This window comes from Sunxiuqinia indica, assembly GCF_009847015.1.
Taxonomy (GTDB): domain Bacteria; phylum Bacteroidota; class Bacteroidia; order Bacteroidales; family Prolixibacteraceae; genus Sunxiuqinia; species Sunxiuqinia indica.
In genome coordinates this window covers 11,925-34,774 of the sequence record NZ_WVEM01000003.1, presented here as the reverse complement: position 1 = coordinate 34,774, position 22,850 = coordinate 11,925, and the positions used below count along the sequence as shown (strand labels likewise).

20 protein-coding genes are annotated in these 22,850 nt (G+C 38.2%); 13 read left to right on the top strand and 7 right to left on the bottom strand.

Translation table 11 applies throughout. The features are described from left to right. Positions 1 to 299: 299 nt before the first annotated feature. From GR929_RS05495 to GR929_RS05475, 5 genes are all read left to right on the top strand, one after another. Positions 300 to 1,220 carry an ArdC family protein gene (locus GR929_RS05495; protein ID WP_159517941.1) on the top strand — a complete coding sequence of 307 codons (921 nt, stop codon included), beginning with the start codon at positions 300 to 302 and terminating at the stop codon, positions 1,218 to 1,220. A 57-nt stretch (positions 1,221 to 1,277) separates the two neighbouring features. After that, positions 1,278 to 1,985 (top strand): N-6 DNA methylase, encoded by a 708-nt coding sequence (locus tag GR929_RS05490; RefSeq protein ID WP_159517940.1) that lies wholly within the window; start codon positions 1,278 to 1,280, stop codon positions 1,983 to 1,985. A gap of 281 nt (positions 1,986 to 2,266) precedes the next feature. Further along, positions 2,267 to 2,626, top strand: a complete 360-nt coding sequence (locus GR929_RS05485) for a hypothetical protein (protein ID WP_159517939.1) — start codon at positions 2,267 to 2,269, stop codon at positions 2,624 to 2,626. 214 nt (positions 2,627 to 2,840) lie between these two features. Next, positions 2,841 to 4,922, top strand: coding sequence for an AAA family ATPase (locus GR929_RS05480; protein ID WP_159517938.1), 2,082 nt, complete (start codon positions 2,841 to 2,843; stop codon positions 4,920 to 4,922). Next, a complete protein-coding gene (locus GR929_RS05475) occupies positions 4,904 to 6,832 on the top strand; it encodes an ATP-dependent helicase (RefSeq protein WP_159517937.1) in 1,929 nt (642 codons plus the stop codon). Before GR929_RS05480 ends, GR929_RS05475 begins: the two co-directional genes overlap by 19 nt. A 440-nt stretch (positions 6,833 to 7,272) precedes the next feature. Here the strand turns inward: GR929_RS05475 and rsmD are convergent, their stop codons facing one another. Genes rsmD through GR929_RS05460 form a run of 3 tightly spaced genes read right to left on the bottom strand, consistent with a single transcriptional unit; the run spans position 7,273 to position 9,301 of the window. Then, on the bottom strand, positions 7,273 to 7,830 hold the full coding sequence (gene rsmD, locus GR929_RS05470) for a 16S rRNA (guanine(966)-N(2))-methyltransferase RsmD (protein ID WP_159517936.1): 558 nt from the start codon (positions 7,828 to 7,830) through the stop codon (positions 7,273 to 7,275). Then, positions 7,827 to 8,660, bottom strand: coding sequence for a DUF3822 family protein (locus tag GR929_RS05465; protein WP_159517935.1), 834 nt, complete (start codon positions 8,658 to 8,660; stop codon positions 7,827 to 7,829). The genes rsmD and GR929_RS05465 overlap by 4 nt, the downstream gene beginning before the upstream one ends. Positions 8,661 to 8,668: 8 nt before the next feature. Next, on the bottom strand, positions 8,669 to 9,301 hold the full coding sequence (locus GR929_RS05460; protein WP_159517934.1) for a hypothetical protein: 633 nt from the start codon (positions 9,299 to 9,301) through the stop codon (positions 8,669 to 8,671). Positions 9,302 to 9,391: 90 nt separating this feature from the next. Here GR929_RS05460 and GR929_RS05455 point away from each other — a divergent pair, with 90 nt between their 5' ends. After that, the gene (locus GR929_RS05455; protein ID WP_159517933.1) at positions 9,392 to 10,816 is read left to right on the top strand and encodes an ATP-dependent DNA helicase; all 1,425 of its coding nucleotides are present in this window, start codon (positions 9,392 to 9,394) and stop codon (positions 10,814 to 10,816) included. A 17-nt stretch (positions 10,817 to 10,833) separates the two neighbouring features. Here the strand turns inward: GR929_RS05455 and GR929_RS05450 are convergent, their stop codons facing one another. From GR929_RS05450 to rpsA, 3 genes are read right to left on the bottom strand one after another with little or no spacing between them, the layout of a single operon-like run. Then, positions 10,834 to 11,763: a ribonuclease Z gene (locus GR929_RS05450; protein ID WP_235934081.1), complete on the bottom strand. Its 930-nt coding sequence runs from the start codon at positions 11,761 to 11,763 to the stop codon at positions 10,834 to 10,836. A gap of 13 nt (positions 11,764 to 11,776) precedes the next feature. Then, positions 11,777 to 12,130 (bottom strand): STAS domain-containing protein, encoded by a 354-nt coding sequence (locus GR929_RS05445; RefSeq protein ID WP_159517932.1) that lies wholly within the window; start codon positions 12,128 to 12,130, stop codon positions 11,777 to 11,779. 49 nt (positions 12,131 to 12,179) lie between these two features. Further along, complete coding sequence (gene rpsA / locus GR929_RS05440) at positions 12,180 to 14,195, bottom strand: 30S ribosomal protein S1 (RefSeq protein WP_201300915.1); 2,016 nt, start codon at positions 14,193 to 14,195, stop codon at positions 12,180 to 12,182. Between the two features lie 341 nt (positions 14,196 to 14,536). On the opposite strand from rpsA, the gene GR929_RS05435 reads away from it, so the two are divergent. Genes GR929_RS05435 through GR929_RS05410 form a run of 6 tightly spaced genes read left to right on the top strand, consistent with a single transcriptional unit; the run spans position 14,537 to position 20,352 of the window. After that, complete coding sequence (locus tag GR929_RS05435) at positions 14,537 to 15,493, top strand: UDP-glucuronic acid decarboxylase family protein (protein WP_159517931.1); 957 nt, start codon at positions 14,537 to 14,539, stop codon at positions 15,491 to 15,493. A 2-nt stretch (positions 15,494 to 15,495) separates the two neighbouring features. Continuing rightward, on the top strand, positions 15,496 to 16,377 hold the full coding sequence (rfbA, locus tag GR929_RS05430) for a glucose-1-phosphate thymidylyltransferase RfbA (protein ID WP_159517930.1): 882 nt from the start codon (positions 15,496 to 15,498) through the stop codon (positions 16,375 to 16,377). A gap of 15 nt (positions 16,378 to 16,392) precedes the next feature. Continuing rightward, entirely contained in the window at positions 16,393 to 16,941 is a 549-nt protein-coding gene (gene rfbC, locus GR929_RS05425; RefSeq protein WP_159517929.1) for a dTDP-4-dehydrorhamnose 3,5-epimerase, read from the top strand. A gap of 3 nt (positions 16,942 to 16,944) precedes the next feature. After that, positions 16,945 to 17,817, top strand: a complete 873-nt coding sequence (rfbD, locus tag GR929_RS05420; RefSeq protein ID WP_159517928.1) for a dTDP-4-dehydrorhamnose reductase — start codon at positions 16,945 to 16,947, stop codon at positions 17,815 to 17,817. A gap of 6 nt (positions 17,818 to 17,823) precedes the next feature. Further along, on the top strand, positions 17,824 to 19,569 hold the full coding sequence (locus tag GR929_RS05415) for a phospho-sugar mutase (RefSeq protein WP_159517927.1): 1,746 nt from the start codon (positions 17,824 to 17,826) through the stop codon (positions 19,567 to 19,569). Positions 19,570 to 19,599: 30 nt separating this feature from the next. Next, positions 19,600 to 20,352 (top strand): 3-keto-disaccharide hydrolase, encoded by a 753-nt coding sequence (locus tag GR929_RS05410; protein ID WP_159517926.1) that lies wholly within the window; start codon positions 19,600 to 19,602, stop codon positions 20,350 to 20,352. 830 nt (positions 20,353 to 21,182) lie between these two features. Here GR929_RS05410 and GR929_RS05405 read toward each other — a convergent pair. After that, entirely contained in the window at positions 21,183 to 21,782 is a 600-nt protein-coding gene (locus GR929_RS05405) for an RNA polymerase sigma-70 factor (RefSeq protein WP_235934077.1), read from the bottom strand. A 289-nt stretch (positions 21,783 to 22,071) separates the two neighbouring features. Between GR929_RS05405 and GR929_RS05400 the strand changes: the two genes are divergently transcribed. Beyond that, the gene (locus GR929_RS05400) at positions 22,072 to 22,713 is read left to right on the top strand and encodes an RNA polymerase sigma factor (RefSeq protein ID WP_235934119.1); all 642 of its coding nucleotides are present in this window, start codon (positions 22,072 to 22,074) and stop codon (positions 22,711 to 22,713) included. Positions 22,714 to 22,850 lie beyond the last annotated feature (137 nt).

Genomic DNA, 22,850 nt, shown 5'->3' with positions numbered 1-22,850 from the left:
CACTTTTCAACTCAAATTTCCGTCAAAGTTATTTATGCTTCCCGGAACGGTAAAGGGGAACTCGCTTTTCGTGGCTCGTTCCCTTCGGATGCGTTCAGTTTTTTGCTTTGTTCATTTTAAATGAACATGCTAACTCTGTGAACGAACAGGTTAGCAAAAAACTGACATGCACCCCGTTGACCTAATCCGGGACAGCTCAATGTTGGTACGCCAAAAATTTAAGTTTAACGGCGTGCCAGATCAGTCCTTTATACTTCAAAGGATGCCAAAATAAGTCTGCAGGGCAGCAGCGCTTTCCCATGAATTCTTCATTCGACATTTACGAGATGGTTACCAACCTGATTCTCGAACGACTTGAAAAAGGTGTTGTTCCGTGGCAGATGCCCTGGAAAGTCGAAACAGGTTTACCGCAGAACATGGTTTACCGGAAAGTTTACCGTGGTTTTAACTTCTGGTTCCTGCTAGCCGTGGCTGATAAATTCGGTTCTCCGTTCTTTCTCACGTTTAATCAGGTTAAAGAATTGGGTGGCCATATCCTGAAAGGAGAAAAAGGTTTTCCGGTTGTATTTTGGAAAATATTGGACAAAGAAGAAAAAGACGGTAGTATCGACCATTTCCCGTTTCTTAGATATTACACCGTTTTCAACCTGAAACAAACCGAAGGGATCAATGAAAGCAAAATTCCGTCGACCGAAGCTCACGACCATGATTTTGATCCGATTGGCCAGGCTGAACAGTTGATCGAGTTCTGGTACGATAGCCCTGAAATCAGGTTAAACCAGTCCCATGCCTTTTATTCACCTTCAGGGGATTATATCGGGATGCCCAATCCACGAACCTTTTTTCAGGATGAACAATATTACTCAACGATTTTTCACGAATTGGTTCATTCAACAGGCCATATTAACAGAACAGGCAGGCATGAAAAACTGCCCGATCACAAATTTGGTTCTCATGATTATAGTTATAGTCAAGAGGAGTTGGTGGCTGAAATGGGAGCAGCTTACCTGTGTTACATGACAGGCATCCAGAATGCCACGATTGATAACAGTGCCGCCTACATTAAAAGCTGGATTGGCAAATTCAAAGAAGATAAAAAGATGCTGCTCATGGCTTCATCACAGGCACAAAAGGCGGTGGATTACATCCTGGAACATCAATCCTATCCTAACCAACCGGCAGTAGCCATGCAGGTTGATCAGTTGGCGGAGGCAATTTAGCCTTCGCTTTTTTTATCTCCAAAATTCACTGTTAATCATGATTTAAAAATTCAGAAAATGGAACAGTTAAAAAGTTTCTCCCAGTATATCCTGCAAATCGGTTATAAATACGGTTTGCATTCAGTGTTTGAAGATTTCCTCGAAATGGTAGTTTGCTCCTTGTCGTTAGGGGCAAAAGAAGACCGCTATCATGAGATTGTCCGAAGCTATGAAAAACCAGATGCCTGCCTGATGGCGGAAGCATTTGGCGCATTAGTCGTAGAGATGGACAACAATGGTGAAGGGTTGAAAGATGGGTTTGGCGACTTTTACATGGAATATCTCAGTCACGGGCATAACGGACAATTCTTTACCCCAGAACCAATATGCGAGATGATGGCAAGGATACTAAACCCTGCAGGTTATCGGGAGCGGGTGGCCGACTGTTGTTGTGGTTCTGGTCGAATGTTATTAGCCGCAGCAAAAATCAGCAGGAATTTGTTGTTCTTTGGGGCAGATATTGACCGCACTTGCGCCATGATGTGTGTGATTAACCTTTGCCTGAATGGGCTTTTAGGCGAAGTTTGCTGGATGGATACACTGATGAACCGTTTTTATGCCGGATGGCGAATTGAACTTCACCCGGAGCATGGTGTCCCATATATCAGGGAAATATCAGAAACCGAAAGTTATATGGTTTTGAAACTACCGGAAAAGAAGCCGGAAATCTTTTCCAAACAGCAACCAGTAACCGGAATACCTCAGCAGTTGTTATTTGAATTCTAGGGGCAGATAAAGCCCCTTTTTTGTTCGTATCAGCATTTTGAAAGGTAAAACCACTCCATTTAAAATCCCCGCAAAGTTATTGATCGCCCCACGGAAAAGTCAAGGGCGGCCCTTCATTATTCCTTTCGCTTCGCCGCACTCCGTGTTCGGTCAGCTTCCGGTATCCCGGAACCAGACATTCACCCTTGACAAGAATCCGCGTAGCTCAATATCCGGTTAGCCGAAATTTTAACCGGCGTGCCAGATGCCATAAAAAAGCCACAGGGCAGTGGTGAAAAATCATGAATAATACAGCTAAAAAAGTTGAAGCTGAGAGTAAAGAACAACCTAAAGCTTCTTTGGAAGTAGTAAAGAAGGATGAAAAAGTGGTCATTGAAGTTCCCTCGCTGGAAAAACGCATCCAGAAAGTGGAAGATTTGAGCATGCTCATTGAAAAGTGGCGCAAGCTGACCGAAACCCGCCGTAACCTTCAGACCTTTTCGTTGGGCGCTGATGGGATGGGTGCAACCGTATTCCTGCGGGACGCTTCCGGCAAAGAGTTTAAAACCTCCAATACACCGGTTGTCTCAGCCGTGATGGACGAGATTAAAACCACCCTGGATGAAAAGATCAAAGAGGTTGAAGATCAGATCAAGTTCTGAAAATTGGGAGGCATTTTGCCTCTCTTTTTTGTCGTTGATACAATGTGTAGTTTGTTAACACCTAAAAACTTGTTGTTAATAAAAGTTTACTAATTTTAGGTTGTAGATTAATGTCGAAATATGACAATTTAACCTTAAATAACAATAAAGAAAGCAATTTACATTCAACTGCAAACAAAGTTTCAAAATAGTGCTTTGCTAAACCCTAACCATAATGAAAATATTCAAAATTCAGGTCGAGAATTATAGACTCTTAAAAGATTTCTCAATTGATATTGAAGAAGAACTATCTCTAGTTATTGGAAAAAATAACACAGGAAAAACATCTCTATTGTTGGTATTAGAAAAGCTTTTGAATTCTCCCAGTAGCTTCAAATTTGATGATTTTAACATCGAATTTAAAAAAGAAATTAAAGACCTTTTGGAAGCTGGTTTAATCGAAGAAGAAGAATACAAACCAAAGTCAATAAAATTGAAGATTTTTATCAAATATGGCGAAGATGATGACTTATCCAATATCAGTCGCGTAATGATGGATTTGGATCCTGAAAACAATGTTGTTGTTCTTGGATTTGAATTTGCCCTCCATTTTGCAAATTATGAGCGAATGAAAAGCGAGTTAATTGCATTCAATGAAAAGGAAGCACAAAAAAAAGCCGAAGATGAAAGTTATAAAGTAAAAAGCATATATGATTTTATTGAGCGGCATTTAAGTTTTTTCAAGCCTAGAAGATACTCATACGAATATAATAGAGCAGAAAATCTAGCAAATGAAGATGTATATGTCGATTTAGATGATGAAAAGATTAGTGTCAAAGACATTATTTCTTTTAAATATATAAGTGCAAGGAGGGACGTAACGAATAAAGAAGCAGATAAAACGCTATCCGGTCAAACTTCTCAAATTTATGAAAGAACAGAAGAAAATGATGAGCAATCAAAAGCTATAGAAGCCTTCAAGGATCAATTAATTGATACAGATGATAATTTGAGTAATATTTACACAAATCTTTTTGAAGACATCGTAAACAAGGTCGAACTTTTCGGTGGCATTAAACCCAATGAATCTGAAATAAAAATTATTTCCTCACTTCAGCATCGGGAATTATTAAAAGGTAACACTACGGTTATATATAGACACGACACTGATAATCAACTACCTGAATACTGCAACGGGTTGGGGTATATGAACCTAATCAGTATGATCTTCGAAATTGAAATTAAGCGACAGGAATTCAAGGGAGATAAAAACAAGAAGCCATCAGATATTAATTTGTTGTTTATAGAAGAACCGGAAGCGCACACTCATCCTCAAATGCAATATATATTTATTAAGAATATCAAAAGCTTACTTAAGGATGGAATCGTAAGAGAAGATGGCCAAAATAGAAAATTACAATATATCATTAGTACTCATTCTTCACATATAGTCGCTGATAGTGAATTTGATGATATTAAATATCTGAAAAAGATAAGCCTGAACAATGTCATTGCAAAAAACTTAAGAGAACTAAGCCTTGAATATGAAGAAGCCCCCAACCAATATCAATTTTTAAAACAATACTTAACGATAAGCAGAGCTGAAATTTTCTTTGCTGATAAAGCTGTTCTAATTGAGGGAGATACTGAGAGAATACTTCTTCCCACAATGATGAAAAAGATCGATATTGAAGAGAAACAAAGGCATCACGCATCTAGGGAGATTGATCCATTCTTGCCCTTATTATCACAAAATATTTCAATTATTGAAGTTGGGGCTTATTCTCAAATATTTGAGAAATTTATAGAGTTTTTAGGCATAAAATCGCTAATAATAACCGATTTAGACGCTGTTGATGCTGATGGTGAGAAATGTGAGGTTCAAAATGGAGTCAGTTTTTCAAATACTGCTCTTTCATTCTTTTTTAATAATAAAACGTTAGATGATCTAAAAGGATCTGATCTCAATAGCAAATTACTCAAAAAAGGTGATGGAACTTGGACAAATGATCCCGAGGGAACCCTATTAGTTGTTTATCAAACTAATGAGAACGGTTATAATGCGAGAAGCTTTGAGGATTCATTTATCCATCTGAATAGAGATTTTATCATAATAAATAAAGATAGTTTCAAGGGACTAAAAAATAGAGAATATTTTGATGATCCAGCAAAAAACGCTTATGCACTAGCAAATAGTTGTATCAAAAAGAAAACTCATTTTGCCTTAGATATTTTGTTTTTTAGTAACGCAGATTTTAGTAATTGGCAGATACCTGAATATATTAAAGAAGGATTATTATGGTTGAAGGAAGATTAGCATTAGAGCCAGAAGTTCAAGAAATATTTAAGCATATCGACAACGGACAAAACTTTCTGTTGAGTGGTGGTGCTGGAAGTGGAAAAACCTATTCTTTGGTTCAGGTTATTAAACAAGTCATAGAAGAAAATCCAACTTCAAAAGTTGCCTGCATGACATATACAAATGCAGCAGTTAAAGAAATTGAAGAACGTGTAAACCACAATAATTTAAATGTCTCAACAATTCATGATTTTCTCTGGGACAATATAAAACACTTTCAGAAAGAGTTAAAAGCAACAATTATTGCCCTTGCTAATGATGAAGCAATTGCCAGAATAAAAATTGACGATTTAGAAATAGTTACAGATGATTATTTTAATAACCTTGAAAACAAGATTCAATACAAAGAATATGTAAGAATAAGAGAGGGGATTATCTCTCATGACGAACTTCTACTTGTTGCGGAGTATATGTTTGAGCATTATCCCAAATTGAGTGATATTATTAAAGATAAGTACCGATTTATACTTATCGATGAATATCAGGATACCAATAAGGTGGTTATTGAGTCTTTTTTAACTCACTTTGCTCAAAGTATGAAGAGAAGTATTATTGGTTTTTTTGGAGATGCGATGCAGTCTATTTATGACGATGGAATTGGAAATTTAAATGCGTACAAAGGTAACGAAGACGGAGAAGTAAGAGAGGTCAAGAAGGAACAAAACAGAAGAAATCCGCAGCGTGTAATTGATTTGGCAAACAAGTTAAGAACTGACGGAATAAAGCAAACACCGTCGGACGATAAATTTGCTCCAAACATGTTCAATAGTGAGGTAAAAGAGGGGAATGTTTTATTCCTGTATTCAGATAACGACAGTATTGAAAATATTAAGATTTATCTGACAGAGAAAGAAGGATGGAATTTTAACAATTCCAAAGAAACAAAGGAATTAAATCTCACTCACAACCTAATTGCAGATAAAGCAGGCTTTAGGATTCTTATGGATATCTATGATAAAGATAAGATTCTTGAGTACCGGCAAAGAGTGAAAAGTTATATAAAAGACAATAATATTGATTTGGATTTCTCAGAGATGACTTTCGGTGAAGTTATTGAGGTGCTAAAGCAAGGAAAATCAGGAAGGGCATTAAATGCTGTATTACCTACAAGAACAATGCAGACTTTTATCGATGAAAATCCTGAATTATATAACGCGGCTTTAAATTATAACTATTCGTTATTTTCGAGGGTTTATGTGGACAAAGACCAATTGTTAGATGATAAAAAACAAGATGAAGAAGACGAAAATAAAAAGGGGTCAAAGCGGGATGATTTGATTAAGCATTTATACAAAATTCAAAGAAACATCTATTTATACCAAAATAAGCAATTCAACGAGTTTTTGAGAGTCACAGATTATAGAACTAATGTAAAGTCATTAGAGGATAAAAGAAATCTCAAAAAAAATATAGAAGAATTAATTGATGTTGGAGATAAGACAATTGAAACAATAATCAGCGAGGCAAATGAAAAAGGAATCTGTTTAGTTGATGAGAGATTGGAGCGTTTTATAAGCGAAAAGCAATATGTGTATGATAGAGTAAAATCCGTTCCTTTTTCTGAATTTCAAAAATTGTATGACTACCTAGAGGGAAAAACTCCGTTTTCAACACAACACAAAACGAAAGGTACAGAGTTTAATAATGTGTTGATGATTCTTGATAACGGTGGATGGCGAAATTATAATTTTGAGAATCTCTTTACAGGAGAAGGTTCTGAAAGCGTTTTGGAACGCTCTCAAAAAATTTTCTATGTGTGTTGTACTAGAGCGAAAGAGAATTTGGCTGTATTCTATTACAATCCGTCAGAGGTGGTCATCGAAAAAGCATTAGAATGGTTTGGTGAAGATAATGTCAAAAAAATATGAGACAACCGAGACGCTAATCTCAAAAAAATCATAAATATTTTAATATATTTTGCTTATATTTGAATCGTAATGTATTGATTATCAATCGAGACTATATCGAGACCTATCAAAATAAGCGCTCCGGAAAATATTGATAATCAGCTGGCTAAAAAGGAAGGTTCAAACCCCAGCTGAGTCACCAAGTAAATTTTAAAAGCCTTGCAAGTAAGTAACTTGTGAGGCTTTTGTTTTTTAGTGGTGTCAAATCTGGTGTTAATATCGGATTACGGATCACTTTAAAAAGTTGTGGAGAACAATAAAAAGTTAGAGATTTGTGTCTTTTTTAAAAGATACAAATGAGTCTTTTAAAAAATTGTCCGACTTTTTGCTGCAAGTCCAGTTAATTGTGTTACAGAAAGGAGAGCAGACTGTCAGCTTTGTTTTGAGACACTTTAATATGGCTAAAGCGGAATTCCTGCATCCACTTTTTTGAAAAAGCTGAAATGAACACTGCCGTACTTACGGGTTTCCACTAATTCTTTGAAACTTGAAAAATCATAATACTTGGAGTGTTCCAGAATAAAAAGCCCATCATCTTTGAGTAAATTATTTTTCAGAATTAACTCAGGGACTTCGTTGAATTTGGGATGATCGTATGGCGGATCTGCAAAAATCAGGTCAAACTGATCAACAGTTTGTTCACAGAATTTAAATGCATTTCCCTTAATGGCTCGAATTTCTTCTTTAGCACCCAGTTTTTGGATCACCGAGCGTATGAATTCATGGTGTTGATAGTCCAGTTCTACTGTAGTTACATCGGTACATCCACGAGAAAAAAACTCAAATGAAATACTTCCTGTGCCTGAAAAAAGATCAAGTACTTTTAGCTCTTCAAAGTCGATTCTATTTGTCAGGATGTTAAACAAGCTTTCTTTAGCACGGTCTGTTGTGGGGCGCGCTTTAAACGACTTTCCGGGGCTAAATTGCCTTCCGCGATGTGTCCCTCCTACAATTCTCATAAATGGTTGTTTAACAGGTTAACAAATCTTGCATCAGGAAGTTGATCAAACAGGTAGCTGTAATAGGTTTCGGTACTCCTACTTTCGATGACGAGATTTTTAAAATATTGCTTTAAGTGATGATAAATTGCCGAACGTTTATTAACACGCCCGTTTAACCGTATTTGAAGGTTTTGGTCGGCTTCAGCCATTTTGGCAACGTGCAAAATGTAATACAATAAGTCGTTGTCGTTACGATACTTGAACGAATTACAAAAGCGAATTGAATCTCCAACTAAAGCAATTGTTAGTTGAGTTTTGTACAGTAAAATAAGGAGTCCTTCTTCTGTGTTATTGTTTTTTTCAATCCGGTTAAAATAGTTGACCAATTCATTCTGAATAATAACTCCCGGGTATTTGTCTTCAAAAAAACGCTTTACTTTTGAGGGAATAGCAAACTGAAGAACAGATTGGTATCTTTTTATCGGAAGGTGGCTCAGTTCATCTTCATCTGACAGACTCAGGTTTAACTTGTAATTTTCAACCGCATCATGATCCGATAGAAATTCGTCGGGAATTAAAAGCATTTTTCCCGGCGATACATAGATGATTTGAACGGATTTGAAATCAGCTTGCAGGATTTCAAATTCATCAAAAATGTCCTTTAACTTGCGATGTAAGAGTTTGGAGTTACCCGAAAAGTCCTTATTGAAAAGATAGATGTACTTGTTTTGCAATCCATCGCAGATAGAAAAAGAAAATCCATCCAGACTAAACTGGATGGATAAATAATATTCTTGGGTAAAATTAGAATCGAAAGTTTCGTCAACAAGATGTAAATGTTGTTGCATACGTTTGATTACTCCCAGTTACCGGCATTGTTGTTTGTTTCAGTTAACGAACCAACTTTTAGTCCCGGGTATTTGCCATTCGTACGTTTCTGGTCATTAAGATTAATAATCAGCTGTTCATCCAAGCCCTCGAGGATCGTATTGTTATGAACCTTAGCCTCAAATACCGGAACAATGATTCCGGAACCAGTTGTAATTTCTGTTGCACCTAGATGGAATTTTGCATCAACACCTTTTATCGGCACTACGTTTAGCTCATCAATTGGATATGATTCGTTGAATACGTTTTCTAAAACACTCACATTAATGGTGTCACGAATGATTAAGCCTTTTTTTATTGCAGTTTCTTCAGTCAATCCTGCTTCAATCATACTATCGGTAAGCATACCAATTTTTCTAACTAATGGCAGTGAATCGTGTTTCACAAAGTTGATCAATGTATCCCAATCGCCTGTAAATTCGCCGTTTACATCTTTATAAGCTAATTCCGCTTTACGGATGTCTTTCAATTTTTGTACGGTAACTTTAAACCTGGCATCTTTTGCTTTCTCAAATTCAATAGGTCTTTCAACACTGTCGTAGATAAGGTATGCAAGGATGATTGCAGCGACTATAAGTACGATTTGAATTACTGTCTTCATCTTTATCGTTTTAAGATTAGTTTTTGTTTGCATGCAAATTTATAAAAAAAATTAAATTACTATCTGTGGAATAGTTATAATTTCGCATCAATGTTAAAAAAACACATTGAAGAACAAATCCGCGGTAATTTAGGTTTTGAGCCAACAGAAGGTCAATCTGTGCTTGCCGAAAAACTGAGTGAATTTATCACACGTCCTGGCCCGGATGTGCTTTTTTTATTAAAAGGATATGCCGGAACAGGGAAGACGAGCATGTTAAATGCTCTGGTTAAAACACTTAACAGTTTTAAGTTTCGCACTATGCTGTTGGCTCCCACGGGGCGAGCAGCAAAAGTTTTGGCTTCCTACACTGGTTGCAGTGCGTACACCATTCATAAAAAAATCTATCGGCAACAATCAACAACCGATGGTTTTGGGAAGTTTGCACTTGACAAAAATTTAATAAAGAATTGTTTTTTTATTGTCGATGAGGCCTCCATGATCTCCAATTCTTCTCCTGAAGGGTCGGTTTTTGGAACCGGCCGTTTGTTGGATGACCTTTATGAGTACGTTTATACCGGACAGAATTGTAAATTGATATTGGTTGGCGATACGGCCCAGCTTCCTCCGGTTGGTATGGCAATTAGCCCAGCTCTGGATCTTTCAGAGCTGGAGATGTATGGGGCCGATGTGATGCACCTCGAATTAACAGAAGTTGTACGTCAAGAGCTCGATTCCGGAATCTTACACAATGCGACTAATATTCGTTCGTTGGTTGGTGAAGGTTTTTTTGATCCTGCTTATTTCCCCATCGAAACGGCTAATTTTACGGATATCAAGCGAATTGGGGGAAGCGAGTTGATCGAGAAGATTACGGAGTGCTACGATAAATTCGGAGAGCAGCAAACGATGGTCATTACCCGATCGAATAAACGAGCCAATAAATTTAATGAGGGTATCCGTTCTACCATTCTATATAAAGAAGCCCAGATAACTATTGGGGATTTATTGATGATTGTAAAGAACAACTACTTTTGGTTGAGTGATGATGAACGGCTGGATTTTATTGCTAATGGTGATATTGTTCAGGTTCAATCAATTTACGGATATGAAGAATTGTACGGTTTCCATTTTGCCAATGTGTGCCTGAAGTTTTTGGATTACGACGATCTGGAGATCGATTGCAAGATTTTGCTAGAAACACTCGATATTGAAACGGCATCGTTAAGCTACCAAGAAAGTCAGCGGTTGTATGAATCGGTAGCGGAGGATTACCTGGATATTCGAAGTAAGAAAAAGCGTTGGGAAAAAATTAAAGAGAATAAACACTTCAATGCGTTGCAGGTTAAATTTGCTTATGCAGTTACCTGCCATAAAGCGCAAGGGGGGCAATGGGACGCTGTCTTTGTTGATCAGGGATATCTGCTTGAAGATATGCTGAACGTTGAATACTTAAGATGGTTGTATACCGCGTTTACCCGTCCGGTAAAAGAGCTCTATCTGGTTAATTTTAATAAAGAGTTTTTTGAGGAGTAATCCAACTTGCTTCCTCTTTAATCCCGGATTACTTCGTACACATCTCCTTCGTTAACTGCCGTTGTATTTGGGAAAATACTTTGAGCTTCTTCCAAGACAATATCAGGTTCTTTATAACGGGCCGAGAAGTGACCAATCAACAGTTGCCCGGCATTAGCTTTTTGTGCAATAAGAGCAGCTTGTTTGCCGGTTGAATGGAATGTTGTTTTTGCGAGTTGTTTTTCTGAATCGGCAAAGGTTGCTTCGTGGTATAAAATATCAACGTCTTGTATAACTGGAACTACCTTTTCGTGATAAACTGTATCAGAGCAAAAGGCAAAAGAGCGTGGCTTGGATGGAGAAATTACCAGATCTTTGTTCGGAATAATTTTACCACTTTCGGTTGTAAAATCAGCTCCTGATTTGATGTTTTTGATTTCCCGGATTGGAATCTTGTATTTTTTGACTTGTTCTTTTTTGATATTGGGCTCCCTGGTTTTTTCTTTAAACAGGAAGCCACAACAGGGCACGCGATGGTTGAGCGGAAAAGATGTGATGCTTAGTTTCTCGTCGTCGAAAATAAGCTGCTCTTTCTTGAAGTTGAGCGGATGAAAGGCCAACCGGAAACCTAATTCTTCAATTTTTAAAAATTCAATTTGAAATTGAATGTAGCGTTGCAATTCAGAATGGGCATAAATATGCAGGTCATTCGTTCGTCCAAGCAGTAGCTGGGTTGAAATAAACCCGATCAGACCAAAGAAATGATCGCCGTGGAGGTGTGATATGAAAATATGATTGAGCCTCCCAAAACCGATCCCATTCTTTCGCAATTGGTGTTGAGTGCCTTCACCACAGTCTATTAAAAAGAACCGCCCAAGCACATTGAGCACTTGAGCGGTTGGATATCTTTTAGAAGTAGGCATTGCTGAACTACTTCCAAGAATTGTCAATTGAAAAGGCATCTGCATACAGGAACTCCTGTTAAAGGTTGCTCTTTTCGATCAGTAGCTTCTCTGCTTCTTCTACATCTTTTGTAATCAGCAGAACGGTATGAAGCATCGAAATTCGTATCAGGTTTTCAACATCAGGTTGAAGACCGCAAAGTATAAACGTTCCGATAGCATCTTCGCAAAGTCGGTTGGCAACTAATATTGCACTTAGTCCCGATGAGTCAACGTAACTACAGTTACTCACATCTAAAATGATGTTTTTTGCTCCATCGTTACCTAAAACAATCAACTCTGATTTTAGCTCCGGAGCATTATTGGTGTCAAGCTTCTTCGACAAAACCTTAACAACAATCTGATCCCCTTTTTTGATAATTTCAAATTCCATAGAATGAAATTTACGAATTTCTGTTGAAACTATTGATAGAGTTTATGATCTATTTTTCTTTATTCTCTTCTGCTTCCATTTGTGATTTCAAAGCAGCCAATTCACTGATGTCACCAAGAGTTGTTTTTTCCTGGCTGTCTTTCACCGTTTTCATTGCTTTTGCAGTTTGTTTGCTTTGAGTTTTCTTCTTAGCAGTTTCTTCTGTTCTTTTCTCGTCTTCGAATACACGTGAGTGAGAAAGAATGATTCGTTTTGCTGCTTTAGAGAATTCAATCACTTTGAAGTCCATTTTTTCTTCCAGGCTGGCTTTTGAACCATCTTCTTTTATCAGGTGGCGAGGAGTTGCAAATCCTTCAACACCATATGGAAGAGCGATAGTTGCACCTTTGTCGAATAATTCAACAACGGTTCCTTCGTGGATAGAATCAACAGAGAAAATAGTTTCGAACACATCCCATGGATTTTCTTCCAATTGTTTGTGCCCAAGGCTTAAACGACGGTTGTCTTTGTCGATGTCCAACACAACAACTTCGACCTGAGCACCAATGGAAGTGAATTCAGATGGGTGTTTGATTTTCTTCGTCCAGCTCAAGTCTGAAATGTGAATCAATCCGTCAACACCTTCTTCGATTTCAACAAATACACCAAAGTTGGTGAAGTTGCGAACCGTTGCGCTGTGTTTTGTTCCGATACCAAATTTGGTGTCGATTTCTTGCCATGGATCTTTTTTCAATTGTTTGATACCCAGCGACATTTTACGCTCATCGCGGTCCAAAGTCAAAATCTGAGCCTCTACTTCGTCACCAACTTTCAGGAAGTCCTGAGCGCTGCGCAAGTGCTGTGACCAGCTCATTTCTGAAACGTGGATCAAACCTTCAACTCCCGGAGCGATTTCAACAAACGCACCGTAGTCAGCCATTACAACAACTTTACCTTTCACGCTGTCGCCAACTTTCAACTCAGTATCCAGGTTGTCCCATGGATGAGGAGTCAATTGTTTCAAGCCAAGGGCAATCCGTTTTTTGTCATCATCGAAATCAAGGATTACAACATTCAGTTTTTGATCCAATTCAACGATTTCGTTCGGATGAGAAATACGTCCCCAGCTTAAGTCAGTGATGTGAATCAATCCGTCAACACCTCCAAGGTCGATGAATACACCGTACGAAGTAACGTTTTTAACAGTTCCTTCAAGTACCTGACCTTTCTCTAATTTAGAGATAATTTCTTTCTTCTGTTGCTCAAGCTCTGCTTCAATCAATGCTTTGTGCGATACAACGACGTTACGGAATTCCTGGTTGATTTTAACCACCTTGAATTCCATGTTTTTACCAACGTACATATCATAGTCACGGATTGGCTTCACATCAATTTGTGAACCTGGCAAGAAAGCTTCAATTCCGAATACATCGACAATCATACCACCTTTTGTGCGGCATTTGATGTATCCTTTGATAATTTCGTCTTTGTCCAGCGCATCATTTACACGGTCCCAAGAACGAACTGCACGTGCTTTTTTGTGCGACAGGATCATTTGTCCTTTTTTGTCTTCCAGACTTTCAACATAAACTTCAACCGTATCCCCAACTTTCAGTTCCGGGTTATAACGGAATTCGTTTAAGCTTACAATACCGTCAGATTTGTAGCCGATATCAACAACAACTTCGCGTTTGTTCATTGAGATAACAGTACCTTCCAGTACTTCTTTCTCTTGAACCGTGTTTAAGGTATTGTCGTAAAGATCCACTAGTTCGGTATTCTTTTTACCAGCAAAACCTTCATCGTCTGCTTCCAGTGCATCCCAGTCAAATTCTTCAGATTCAGCAGCAGGAGCTACTTTTTCTTCTTCTGTTTCAACAGCTGGTGCCGTTTCTTGTTTTTCCTCCTCAGGAGCGATTTCTTCTTTCACTTCTTCAGGAGCAGCTTCTTCAGCAACGGGAGCCGTTTCCTCTTTTGCAGTTTCTTCAACAGCGGCTGTTTCTTCAGCTTGTTTTGTTTCTTCTACAACTTCTTGTTGTTTGAGTTCCTCTTTTGGTTCGAGGTTCTCTTTTTTTTCTTCTGTCATGTAATAATCAATTAATTAATAAGTTAGACTTTATATTTGTTTAAATGCGCCGCAAAATTAGGATTTATATGCTATAATTCAAAGATTCTCAGTGCTTTTTTGGTGAAAACGAGTAGATTTAACAACTCGCTATTCTTTTTATATTTGAGTTGGTCGCCAATTGTTCGATAAATCAACCGGCGGCACGGTATTGGAGCTCAATTATTATTGTCGAAACTGATTTATTTTCTACTTTTGGTCAGTTGTCTGAATTGTACAATTGTAGGCCAGCGTTGAAGTTTTGATTGGTAGAAAAGGAGAACTTTTAAACTGGCTGCTTAAAATAGAAAAAACCGACCCAAATGGATGCTCGAAAAAAACGCATTTTAATTACCGGGGGTGCCGGATTTATAGGCTCTCACTTATGCGAACAGCTTTTAAACGATGGGCACGAAGTCATTTGCCTAGATAATTTCTTTACCGGCTCAAAGCAAAAAGTGGTTCATCTTCTGGATAATCCCTATTTCGAATTAGTAAGGCACGATATCACTATGCCTTATTATATTGAAGTTGATGAAATTTATAACCTGGCCTGTCCGGCTTCTCCTGTTCATTATCAGTACAATCCTATTAAAACGATTAAAACGTCGGTAATGGGATCAATCAATATGCTGGGTTTGGCAAAGCGGGTAAAAGCTAAAATATTACAGGCGTCGACCAGCGAAGTGTATGGCGATCCTGAATTGCATCCACAGCCCGAATCGTACTGGGGCAACGTTAACCCCATAGGCGTGCGTTCGTGTTATGACGAAGGAAAACGTTGTGCGGAGTCGCTTTTTGTTAATTATTATTCGCAAAACCAAGTCCCCATTAAAATCGTTCGCATATTCAATACTTACGGTCCTAAAATGGAGCCGGACGATGGGCGAGTGGTTTCCAACTTTATCGTACAGGCGCTTAAAAACGAGGACATCACCATTTTTGGAGATGGACTGCAAAGCCGAAGCTTTCAGTATGTTGATGATTTGGTTGAAGGATTTAAACGCATGATGAAAACACCGGATGAATTTATTGGCCCGGTGAATATTGGTAATCCAAATGAGTTCACAATGCTTGAGTTAGCTCAACGTATTATTGAGCTGACCGGAAGCCGATCTAAAATAGTTTACTTGCCTCTGCCTGAAGATGATCCAATTCAGCGAAAACCCGATATTTCGCTGGCAAAGGAAAAATTGAATGGCTGGGAACCCAAAATCCAATTGGAAGAAGGATTGACAAAAACAATTTCATATTTCGATGAATTGCTAAAAATAAGTTAGTTATGAAAGGAATTATTTTAGCCGGAGGTTCCGGTACCCGATTGTATCCAATTACGAAATCAATATCAAAACAAATAATACCGGTTTACGACAAACCGATGATTTATTACCCCTTGTCGGTTTTAATGCTGGCCGGCATACGCGAGATTCTGATTATTTCAACGCCCCAGGATGTGCCGGTTTATCAGGATTTATTGGGTGATGGATCGCAATTAGGGATCGACTTGCAATATGCCGTTCAGCCATCGCCCGATGGTTTGGCTCAGGCCTTTCTGATTGGTGAAGAATTTATTGGGAACGATCAGGTTTGTTTAATTTTAGGTGACAATATTTTTTATGGTTACAACTTCAGTAAAATATTAGGCGATGCCGGACAGTTGCAGGATGGAGCTTTGGTTTTCGGTTATTACGTGAATGATCCGGAGCGCTATGGTGTTGTGGATTTTGATGAGCAAGGAAATGTTCTGTCAATTGAAGAAAAGCCGGAGGAAGCCAAGTCGAATTATGCCGTAACAGGTCTCTATTTTTATTCCAATGATGTGATTGAAAAAGCAAAGTCCTTGAAACCCTCACCAAGAGGAGAGTTGGAGATTACTGATTTGAACCGATTGTATCTGGAAGAAAAACGGTTGAAGGTTCAACTATTGGGGCGCGGTTTTGCCTGGCTTGATACAGGCACTCATGACAGCTTATTACAGGCTTCGAATTTTATCGCCACCATTGAGCAACGCCAAGGGTTGAAAGTGTCGTGCCTCGAGGAAATTGCTTTCAAGAAGGGATATATTAATAAGGACCAGCTACTCGAGCTAGCAGAACCACTCATGAAAAATCAATATGGCGAGTATCTCTATAAACTGGCGCATAAAAAAATAACTTCATTTTAATCGAATCAACTTTTCATGGAAATTAAAAATACTCCGATAGCAGGATTATTGGTTTTAACACCCCGGGTTTTTAAGGACGAGCGCGGATATTTTTTAGAATCATTTAACGCAAAAAATCTAAAAGAAGCAGGAATATCAACTTCTTTTGTACAAGATAACGAGTCGAAGTCAACCAAAGGGGTTATTCGAGGGTTACATTATCAATTAAAGCCCTATGCGCAAGCAAAACTCGTGCGGGTGATTGAAGGAGCTGTTTTTGATGTAGCAGTTGATTTGCGGAAGGATTCGCCAACCTTAGGACAATGGTTTGGCCTTGAATTGAGTGGAGAAAACAAAAAGCAGTTTTATATTCCGCGTGGGTTTGCACATGGCTTTTCCGTATTAAGCGAAACGGCGGTGTTTTCCTATAAATGCGATGGATATTACCATCCGGAAGCTGAAAGAGGAATATTATACAATGATCCACAACTAAATATAGACTGGAAAGTGGATGAAAAAGATGCCTTGGTATCTGACAAAGATCAAAAGAATGTATTATTTCAAGAAGCAGAATACAACTTTTAAGTTATGGTGAAAATTCTTGTTACCGGTGCTGAAGGACAATTGGGTTCAGAAATCAATGCTATTGCCAATCAATATCATGATTTTCAATTCTTTTTTACTGACATTAACGAATTGGATTTAACAGACAAAGTGGCTTTGGATGCCTTTGTTGAAAATGTGAAGCCTGACTACCTGGTTAATTGTGCAGCTTATACGGCAGTTGATGTTGCTGAGAAAGATACTGAATTAGCAGGTTTATTAAATACAAAGGTGCCCGGCTGGATTGGGAAATTAGCTGTAGCCCACAATTTCAAAGTTATTCATATTTCAACTGACTATGTGTTCGATGGAACCAGCTATACACCATACACCGAGAATGACTTGGTGAACCCGGAATCATTTTATGGAAAAAGTAAACTCAATGGTGAAATTGCTTTGTTGAAAGAATCGAAGTCGGCCATGGTTATCCGGACTTCTTGGTTGTATTCAGCTACCGGGAAAAATTTCCTGAAAACGATGATTAAGCTTGGACTGGAACGAGACGAGGTAAAAGTGGTCAACGATCAGATTGGCACTCCAACTTTTGCCGGAGATCTGGCACAAGCAATTTTAACAATCATTTCAAAAACAGAAGATAAAGAATGCATTTGGAAGCCCGGGATCTACCACTATTCCAGTGAAGGCGTTTGTAGTTGGTATGATTTTGCCAAATCGATTCATGAAATTTATGATATTGATTGCAATGTCAGACCAATCCCAACCGAAGATTATCCTACTCCGGCCGCGCGTCCGGCATATAGCGTTCTGAATAAATCTAAAATTAAACGTATTTTTGGAATTCAAATTCCCTACTGGCGCGATAGCCTGAAAAAATGTATTGTTCAAATAAAAAAATAGATAAAGATGGCAACAAATAAAGATGTTTTAGATGCGGTAATCAGTAAAGCACAAACATGGTTAACCGATGTTTACGACGAAGAAACCCGCAACGAAGTTAAACGGATGTTGGAGCAGGAGGATAAAAATGAGTTGATCGATTCTTTTTATCGTGATCTTGAATTTGGGACTGGTGGATTGCGCGGAATTATGGGAGCGGGAACAAATCGAATGAATATTTATACGGTAGGTGCGGCAACTCAAGGCTTGAGTAACTACCTGAATAAGGAGTTTGCCGGGCAGGAAATAAAAGTTGCCATTGGTTATGATTGCCGTAACAACAGCCGTTTGTTCTCCGAAAAAAGTGCTGATATCTTTTCTGCAAACGGAATTAAAGTATATCTCTTCGAAGATTTGCGTCCAACACCGGAATTGTCGTATGCCATTCGTGAACTAGGCTGCCAAAGTGGTATTATTTTAACTGCCTCGCACAACCCCAAAGAGTACAATGGGTATAAAGCTTACTGGACTGATGGTTCACAGATTGTAGGTCCTCATGATAAAAATATTATTGACGAAGTTGGTAAAGTAAATGCTGAAGATATCAAATTTGAAGGCAACAAAGACTTGATTGAGATTTTGGGTGACGAAATGGATCAGAAGTTTTTGGAGCAAGTTAAAACAGTTTCCATTGCTCCCGAAGTTGTAGCTAGGCACAAAGACCTGAAAATTGTCTACACGCCGATTCATGGAACAGGAGTGAAATTAATTCCTGCAGCACTGCGGGCATTCGGTTTTACAAATATCATTAACGTTCCCGAGCAGGATGTGGTAAGTGGTGATTTTCCAACGGTGGTATCTCCAAATCCCGAAGAAACTGCGGCCATGGAAATGGCGATGAAGAAGGGAGCCGAAATTGATGCCGATGTGGTGTTAGCGTCTGATCCGGATGCCGACCGACTTGGAGTAGCTGTTAAAAATGACAAAGGTGAATTCATCATTATAAATGGGAATCAAACCGCCTTGCTTTTCATTTATTATATCATTACAAAAATGAAAGAAAGCAATGCGCTTAAAGGAAATGAGTTCATTGTAAAAACCATTGTTTCGACCGAGAAAATTGCCGATATCGCTCGTGCTAATGGCATTGAGTATTTCGACGTTTTTACCGGGTTTAAATATATTGCCGAAATAATTCGCGACCTTGAAGGTCAAAAGAAATATATTGGTGGTGGCGAAGAAAGCTTTGGTTTTATGCCGGCTGATTTCGTTCGCGATAAAGATGCCGTTTCTTCCTGCGCGTTGATGGGGGAGATTGCTGCGTGGGCAAAAGACCAAGGCAAAACCCTGTACGAGCTGATTCAGGATATCTATCTGGAATACGGTTATTCAAAGGAAAAAATGAAATACATCGTTCGTCCTGGAAAAACCGGAGCTGATGAAATTCAGCAAATGATGGTGACTTTCCGTAGCAATCCACCGAAAGAGTTGGGTGGAAGCAAACTAAAAATTGTAAAAGACTATGCTGACCTAACCGAGAAAAACTTGCTTAGTGGTGTGAGCAAGAAAATCGATCAAAAGATTACAGCAAATGTGTTGCAGTTTTTTACCGAAGACGGAACAAAAATATCGGTGCGTCCTTCAGGTACCGAGCCAAAAATTAAGTTCTATTTTGAAGTGGCAGCCAAATTAAATTCCCGCGCCGAATACGATGAGGTAGAGAAAGCGGCTGAAGATAAAATTGACGCCATTATGGAGGAGCTTGACCTGTAACTAATTTTTAACCTAAACCAACTATAAATTATGCGAAATTTTGTAATCGTACTTGCTGTGCTGGCAAGTACAAGTGCATTTGCTCAGGAAGAGCGGCCAACTATGGTTCCTGAAATGACTGAAATTTGGGATCCCGAAGTGACGGTTGTTACTCCGGGCGAAACGCCAATGGATGCCCCGTCAGATGCCATTGTATTGTTGAGTGCCAACCAACCTTTTGGTTACGAGTGGATCAATGCTGAAGGTGCAGAACCGACGTGGGATTTTGATCAAGGGGTAGCTACCGTGAAGAAAGGCTCGGGTACAATAGAAACCAAACGACAGTTTAAAGATTTTCAGTTGCATGTAGAATGGCGTTCCCCTGCCGAAGTGATAGGCGAAAGCCAGGGGCGGGGTAACAGCGGAATTTTTTTACAGGGCATTTACGAAGTGCAGGTGTTGGACAATTTTAACAACCGCACCTATCGTAACGGGCAAGCCGGCAGTATTTATAAACAGCATGCTCCCCTGGTGAATGCATGCAAAGCTCCCGGAGTTTGGCAAACATACGACATCATCTATACGGCACCTCGCTTTAACGACGACGGAACTTATTTTACACATCCACGTGTAACGGTGATTCAAAACGGAGTGTTGGTGCAACACCATGTTGAAGTACGTGGGCCAACAGAATACATCGGCATTCCAGAATACACCGTCAAGCCACATGGCGATGGGCCAATTATTTTACAAGATCATGGCAATCCGGTGAGTTTCCGGAATATTTGGATACGGGAATTGTAAATTCACAAACGTATAATAGTGACGAAGGAGGATTTAATCCTCCTTTTTTTTATTGATTTACTTTCATAGTTAACTTATAAACGGATCACTTTAAATTTCTGTGGAGATTATTTTTCAGGCAAATATCTTAGCTACTCTGTACAGGAAAAAGTTGGTGTCTGTCACTCCTCTCAAGGTTGCTCTAAAAGCTTTCAATTTAGCATGTGGTGAAGTAAATGCAACTTAGCAAAAGAATGGATTTTTTATTACTCCGTATTTTCTTTCCAATAAAACAATTAGATCATCCAACGGCATTTTCGAAAATTCCAGTTTATTGTCCTTCCTTGATGTATAAAGTGAAGCATTTACTTCTCTAATTTTGAATGTTGCACTTTCGCGATTTAGCATCTATGATATCCTTTAAAATTTCATGACTATTATTTCCCGAAATTACCACTACTCCTTTTCCAAATATTGTTACAACTTCGTTTTCCGTTTCGTAGGCTTTCACGTTGAACTCTGTCCCTAAACTGTAACACCATGATAATCCACATGTACTACAAACGCTTTGTTATCCAAATGTTTCACGTTAAACCAAGCCTCTCTTTTTTAAAAAACCTCCCTGATTTTACTTTCACTCACTGTGTAACGGATTTCAGATCCGGCATTTAGATAAACCTCGGTACCATCATCGAGCAGAGTTTTCGGGATTGATCCCATCGAAACTGAAGTCGAGATTAACGCTCCGCCGCTTTTAAAAGGACTTCCGAGAAGTACACTGTCCAACAAATTACGATAACCTGTACCGCAGTCATACTCAGTGCTACCCCTACCAATCGGGAAAACTTTTTCTACAAATTTTTAAAAAGGAGATACATGAAAACGCCAATGTAATCGGCTAGCTCAATTCGCAACACCTTTAGTGCTTTTGAAATATATTTCTCAACCGTTTTTACAGACACCCCCAACTCTTCTGCAATTTCTTTGTTCTTTCTATGCTCCTTTCTACTCATAACAAATACACGTTGGCATTTGCCAGGTAACTTCTGAATGATTTGATCAATTCTATTTTCAAGTTCTGACTCAAGCAAACTTTCGAACGGGTCTCCAGGCCTATTATACATATCAATTTCGAGGGATTGAATTTCAGCAATTAATCGGTCCTTTACCGAACTCTTGACATTTAGGTGTCTCTTATAATTTAAAGATCGATTTTTAACCATCTGAAAAAGATAAGACTTAGGAGAATCATTAATGGTAAGTAAATCTGCTTTTTCCCATAATGTTAAGAAAGCATCCTGAACAATATCCTGCGCAACTTCCAGATCATAGGTAAACTTGTTAGCAAACAAAACCAGCCTTCCGTGATATCTAAAGAATATCATTTCATAAGCATCTAAGTCTTTACTTTTCAAGCCTATTAATAATCGATTTTTATCATCATACTTCAACAAAGTGGAATTAAATAATTCTTTAAAAATGATTGTGTTCGACTAAATAAGCACATTACAGCGGATTATACAAACTAAGGTTTTAAACATCTTAAAACAAATCATCCTATTTTTCAATGATGAAGGAAAAGCTACTCCCTTTAATAGCAAAATGCCACCAAGTAACTGTTATGCAATACAAAAAGCTTATAAATTTCTTTCGAAATTAAACTCCATATTTGTTAGCAGTTTCGCATCGAAGATAAATGTAATTTTTACTTTTTAAAAAAAATACTGCATTTTTGTGAATATGAAACGTCAGGATTTGTCCAGAATTAGAACAAATAACAGCGATCATTTAAATGACTGGAATCTATTTATTTCGAATGGATCTAAAAATGCTTTTTCCCGAATTTATAATGATTATTTCGACATTCTGTACAACCTGGGAATTAAATTTTCAACTGATTCTCAAATCATTGAAAACTCTATTCAAAATCTTTTTTCTTATCTGCTAAAAAAAAGGGAAAGACTTACCCCAGTCACAAACCTTCGCAGTTATTTAATAAAATCGTTTAGAAATCAACTTTTTAAAGATCTCAAAAAGCAAAAAAAACTTGTTCTCCCGGATCAAATTACAGACTCACAGTTTGATTATTATAGCAGCACTGAGCAAGTAATTATTGAGAATGAAGAAATAGCAGAGATGCAAAATGCATTAAAAAAATGCTTAAATAAACTTAATTCAAAGCAACAGGAATTAATTTACTTACGGTTTGACTGCGAAATGAGCTACAAAGAAATTGCATCAATACTTGACATCACAGTTGAAGCGTGTTACAAATCAATCTATCGTTTGATAAAAATCATTAAAAAAGACATTGAGAAGGCTGATACCCGCAGCAGGAACTTTTTTTTGTGGTTTATTCACCGTCTTGAGAGCAGCTTGTAGCGTACATCAAAGCCTCAACTTTTATTTTTTTCAGAAAAAGTTTCAATTTTTTGTCCGATTTTCATCATTCCATCCTCTTATTAATATTAGAAGTGGCAATTAAAGGTACCGTACAAACCAATTAAATTTCAGTTGAT

Bases quoted from the DNA above. Each gene is read 5' to 3' on its own strand.
- rsmD (WP_159517936.1), bottom strand. From the start codon at position 7,830: ATGAGAATTGTAGGAGGGACACATCGCGGAAGGCAATTTAGCCCCGGA.
- GR929_RS05415 (WP_159517927.1), top strand. From the start codon at position 17,824: ATGGCAACAAATAAAGATGTTTTAGATGCGGTAATCAGTAAAGCACAA.
- GR929_RS05475 (WP_159517937.1), top strand. From the start codon at position 4,904: ATGGTTGAAGGAAGATTAGCATTAGAGCCAGAAGTTCAAGAAATATTT.
- GR929_RS05400 (WP_235934119.1), top strand. From the start codon at position 22,072: ATGAAACGTCAGGATTTGTCCAGAATTAGAACAAATAACAGCGATCAT.
- GR929_RS05455 (WP_159517933.1), top strand. From the start codon at position 9,392: ATGTTAAAAAAACACATTGAAGAACAAATCCGCGGTAATTTAGGTTTT.
- rfbA (WP_159517930.1), top strand. From the start codon at position 15,496: ATGAAAGGAATTATTTTAGCCGGAGGTTCCGGTACCCGATTGTATCCA.
- GR929_RS05410 (WP_159517926.1), top strand. From the start codon at position 19,600: ATGCGAAATTTTGTAATCGTACTTGCTGTGCTGGCAAGTACAAGTGCA.
- rfbD (WP_159517928.1), top strand. From the start codon at position 16,945: ATGGTGAAAATTCTTGTTACCGGTGCTGAAGGACAATTGGGTTCAGAA.
- rpsA (WP_201300915.1), bottom strand. From the start codon at position 14,195: ATGACAGAAGAAAAAAAAGAGAACCTCGAACCAAAAGAGGAACTCAAA.
- GR929_RS05460 (WP_159517934.1), bottom strand. From the start codon at position 9,301: ATGAAGACAGTAATTCAAATCGTACTTATAGTCGCTGCAATCATCCTT.
- GR929_RS05495 (WP_159517941.1), top strand. From the start codon at position 300: ATGAATTCTTCATTCGACATTTACGAGATGGTTACCAACCTGATTCTC.
- GR929_RS05450 (WP_235934081.1), bottom strand. From the start codon at position 11,763: ATGCAGATGCCTTTTCAATTGACAATTCTTGGAAGTAGTTCAGCAATG.
- GR929_RS05480 (WP_159517938.1), top strand. From the start codon at position 2,841: ATGAAAATATTCAAAATTCAGGTCGAGAATTATAGACTCTTAAAAGAT.
- GR929_RS05490 (WP_159517940.1), top strand. From the start codon at position 1,278: ATGGAACAGTTAAAAAGTTTCTCCCAGTATATCCTGCAAATCGGTTAT.
- rfbC (WP_159517929.1), top strand. From the start codon at position 16,393: ATGGAAATTAAAAATACTCCGATAGCAGGATTATTGGTTTTAACACCC.
- GR929_RS05445 (WP_159517932.1), bottom strand. From the start codon at position 12,130: ATGGAATTTGAAATTATCAAAAAAGGGGATCAGATTGTTGTTAAGGTT.
- GR929_RS05485 (WP_159517939.1), top strand. From the start codon at position 2,267: ATGAATAATACAGCTAAAAAAGTTGAAGCTGAGAGTAAAGAACAACCT.
- GR929_RS05465 (WP_159517935.1), bottom strand. From the start codon at position 8,660: ATGCAACAACATTTACATCTTGTTGACGAAACTTTCGATTCTAATTTT.
- GR929_RS05435 (WP_159517931.1), top strand. From the start codon at position 14,537: ATGGATGCTCGAAAAAAACGCATTTTAATTACCGGGGGTGCCGGATTT.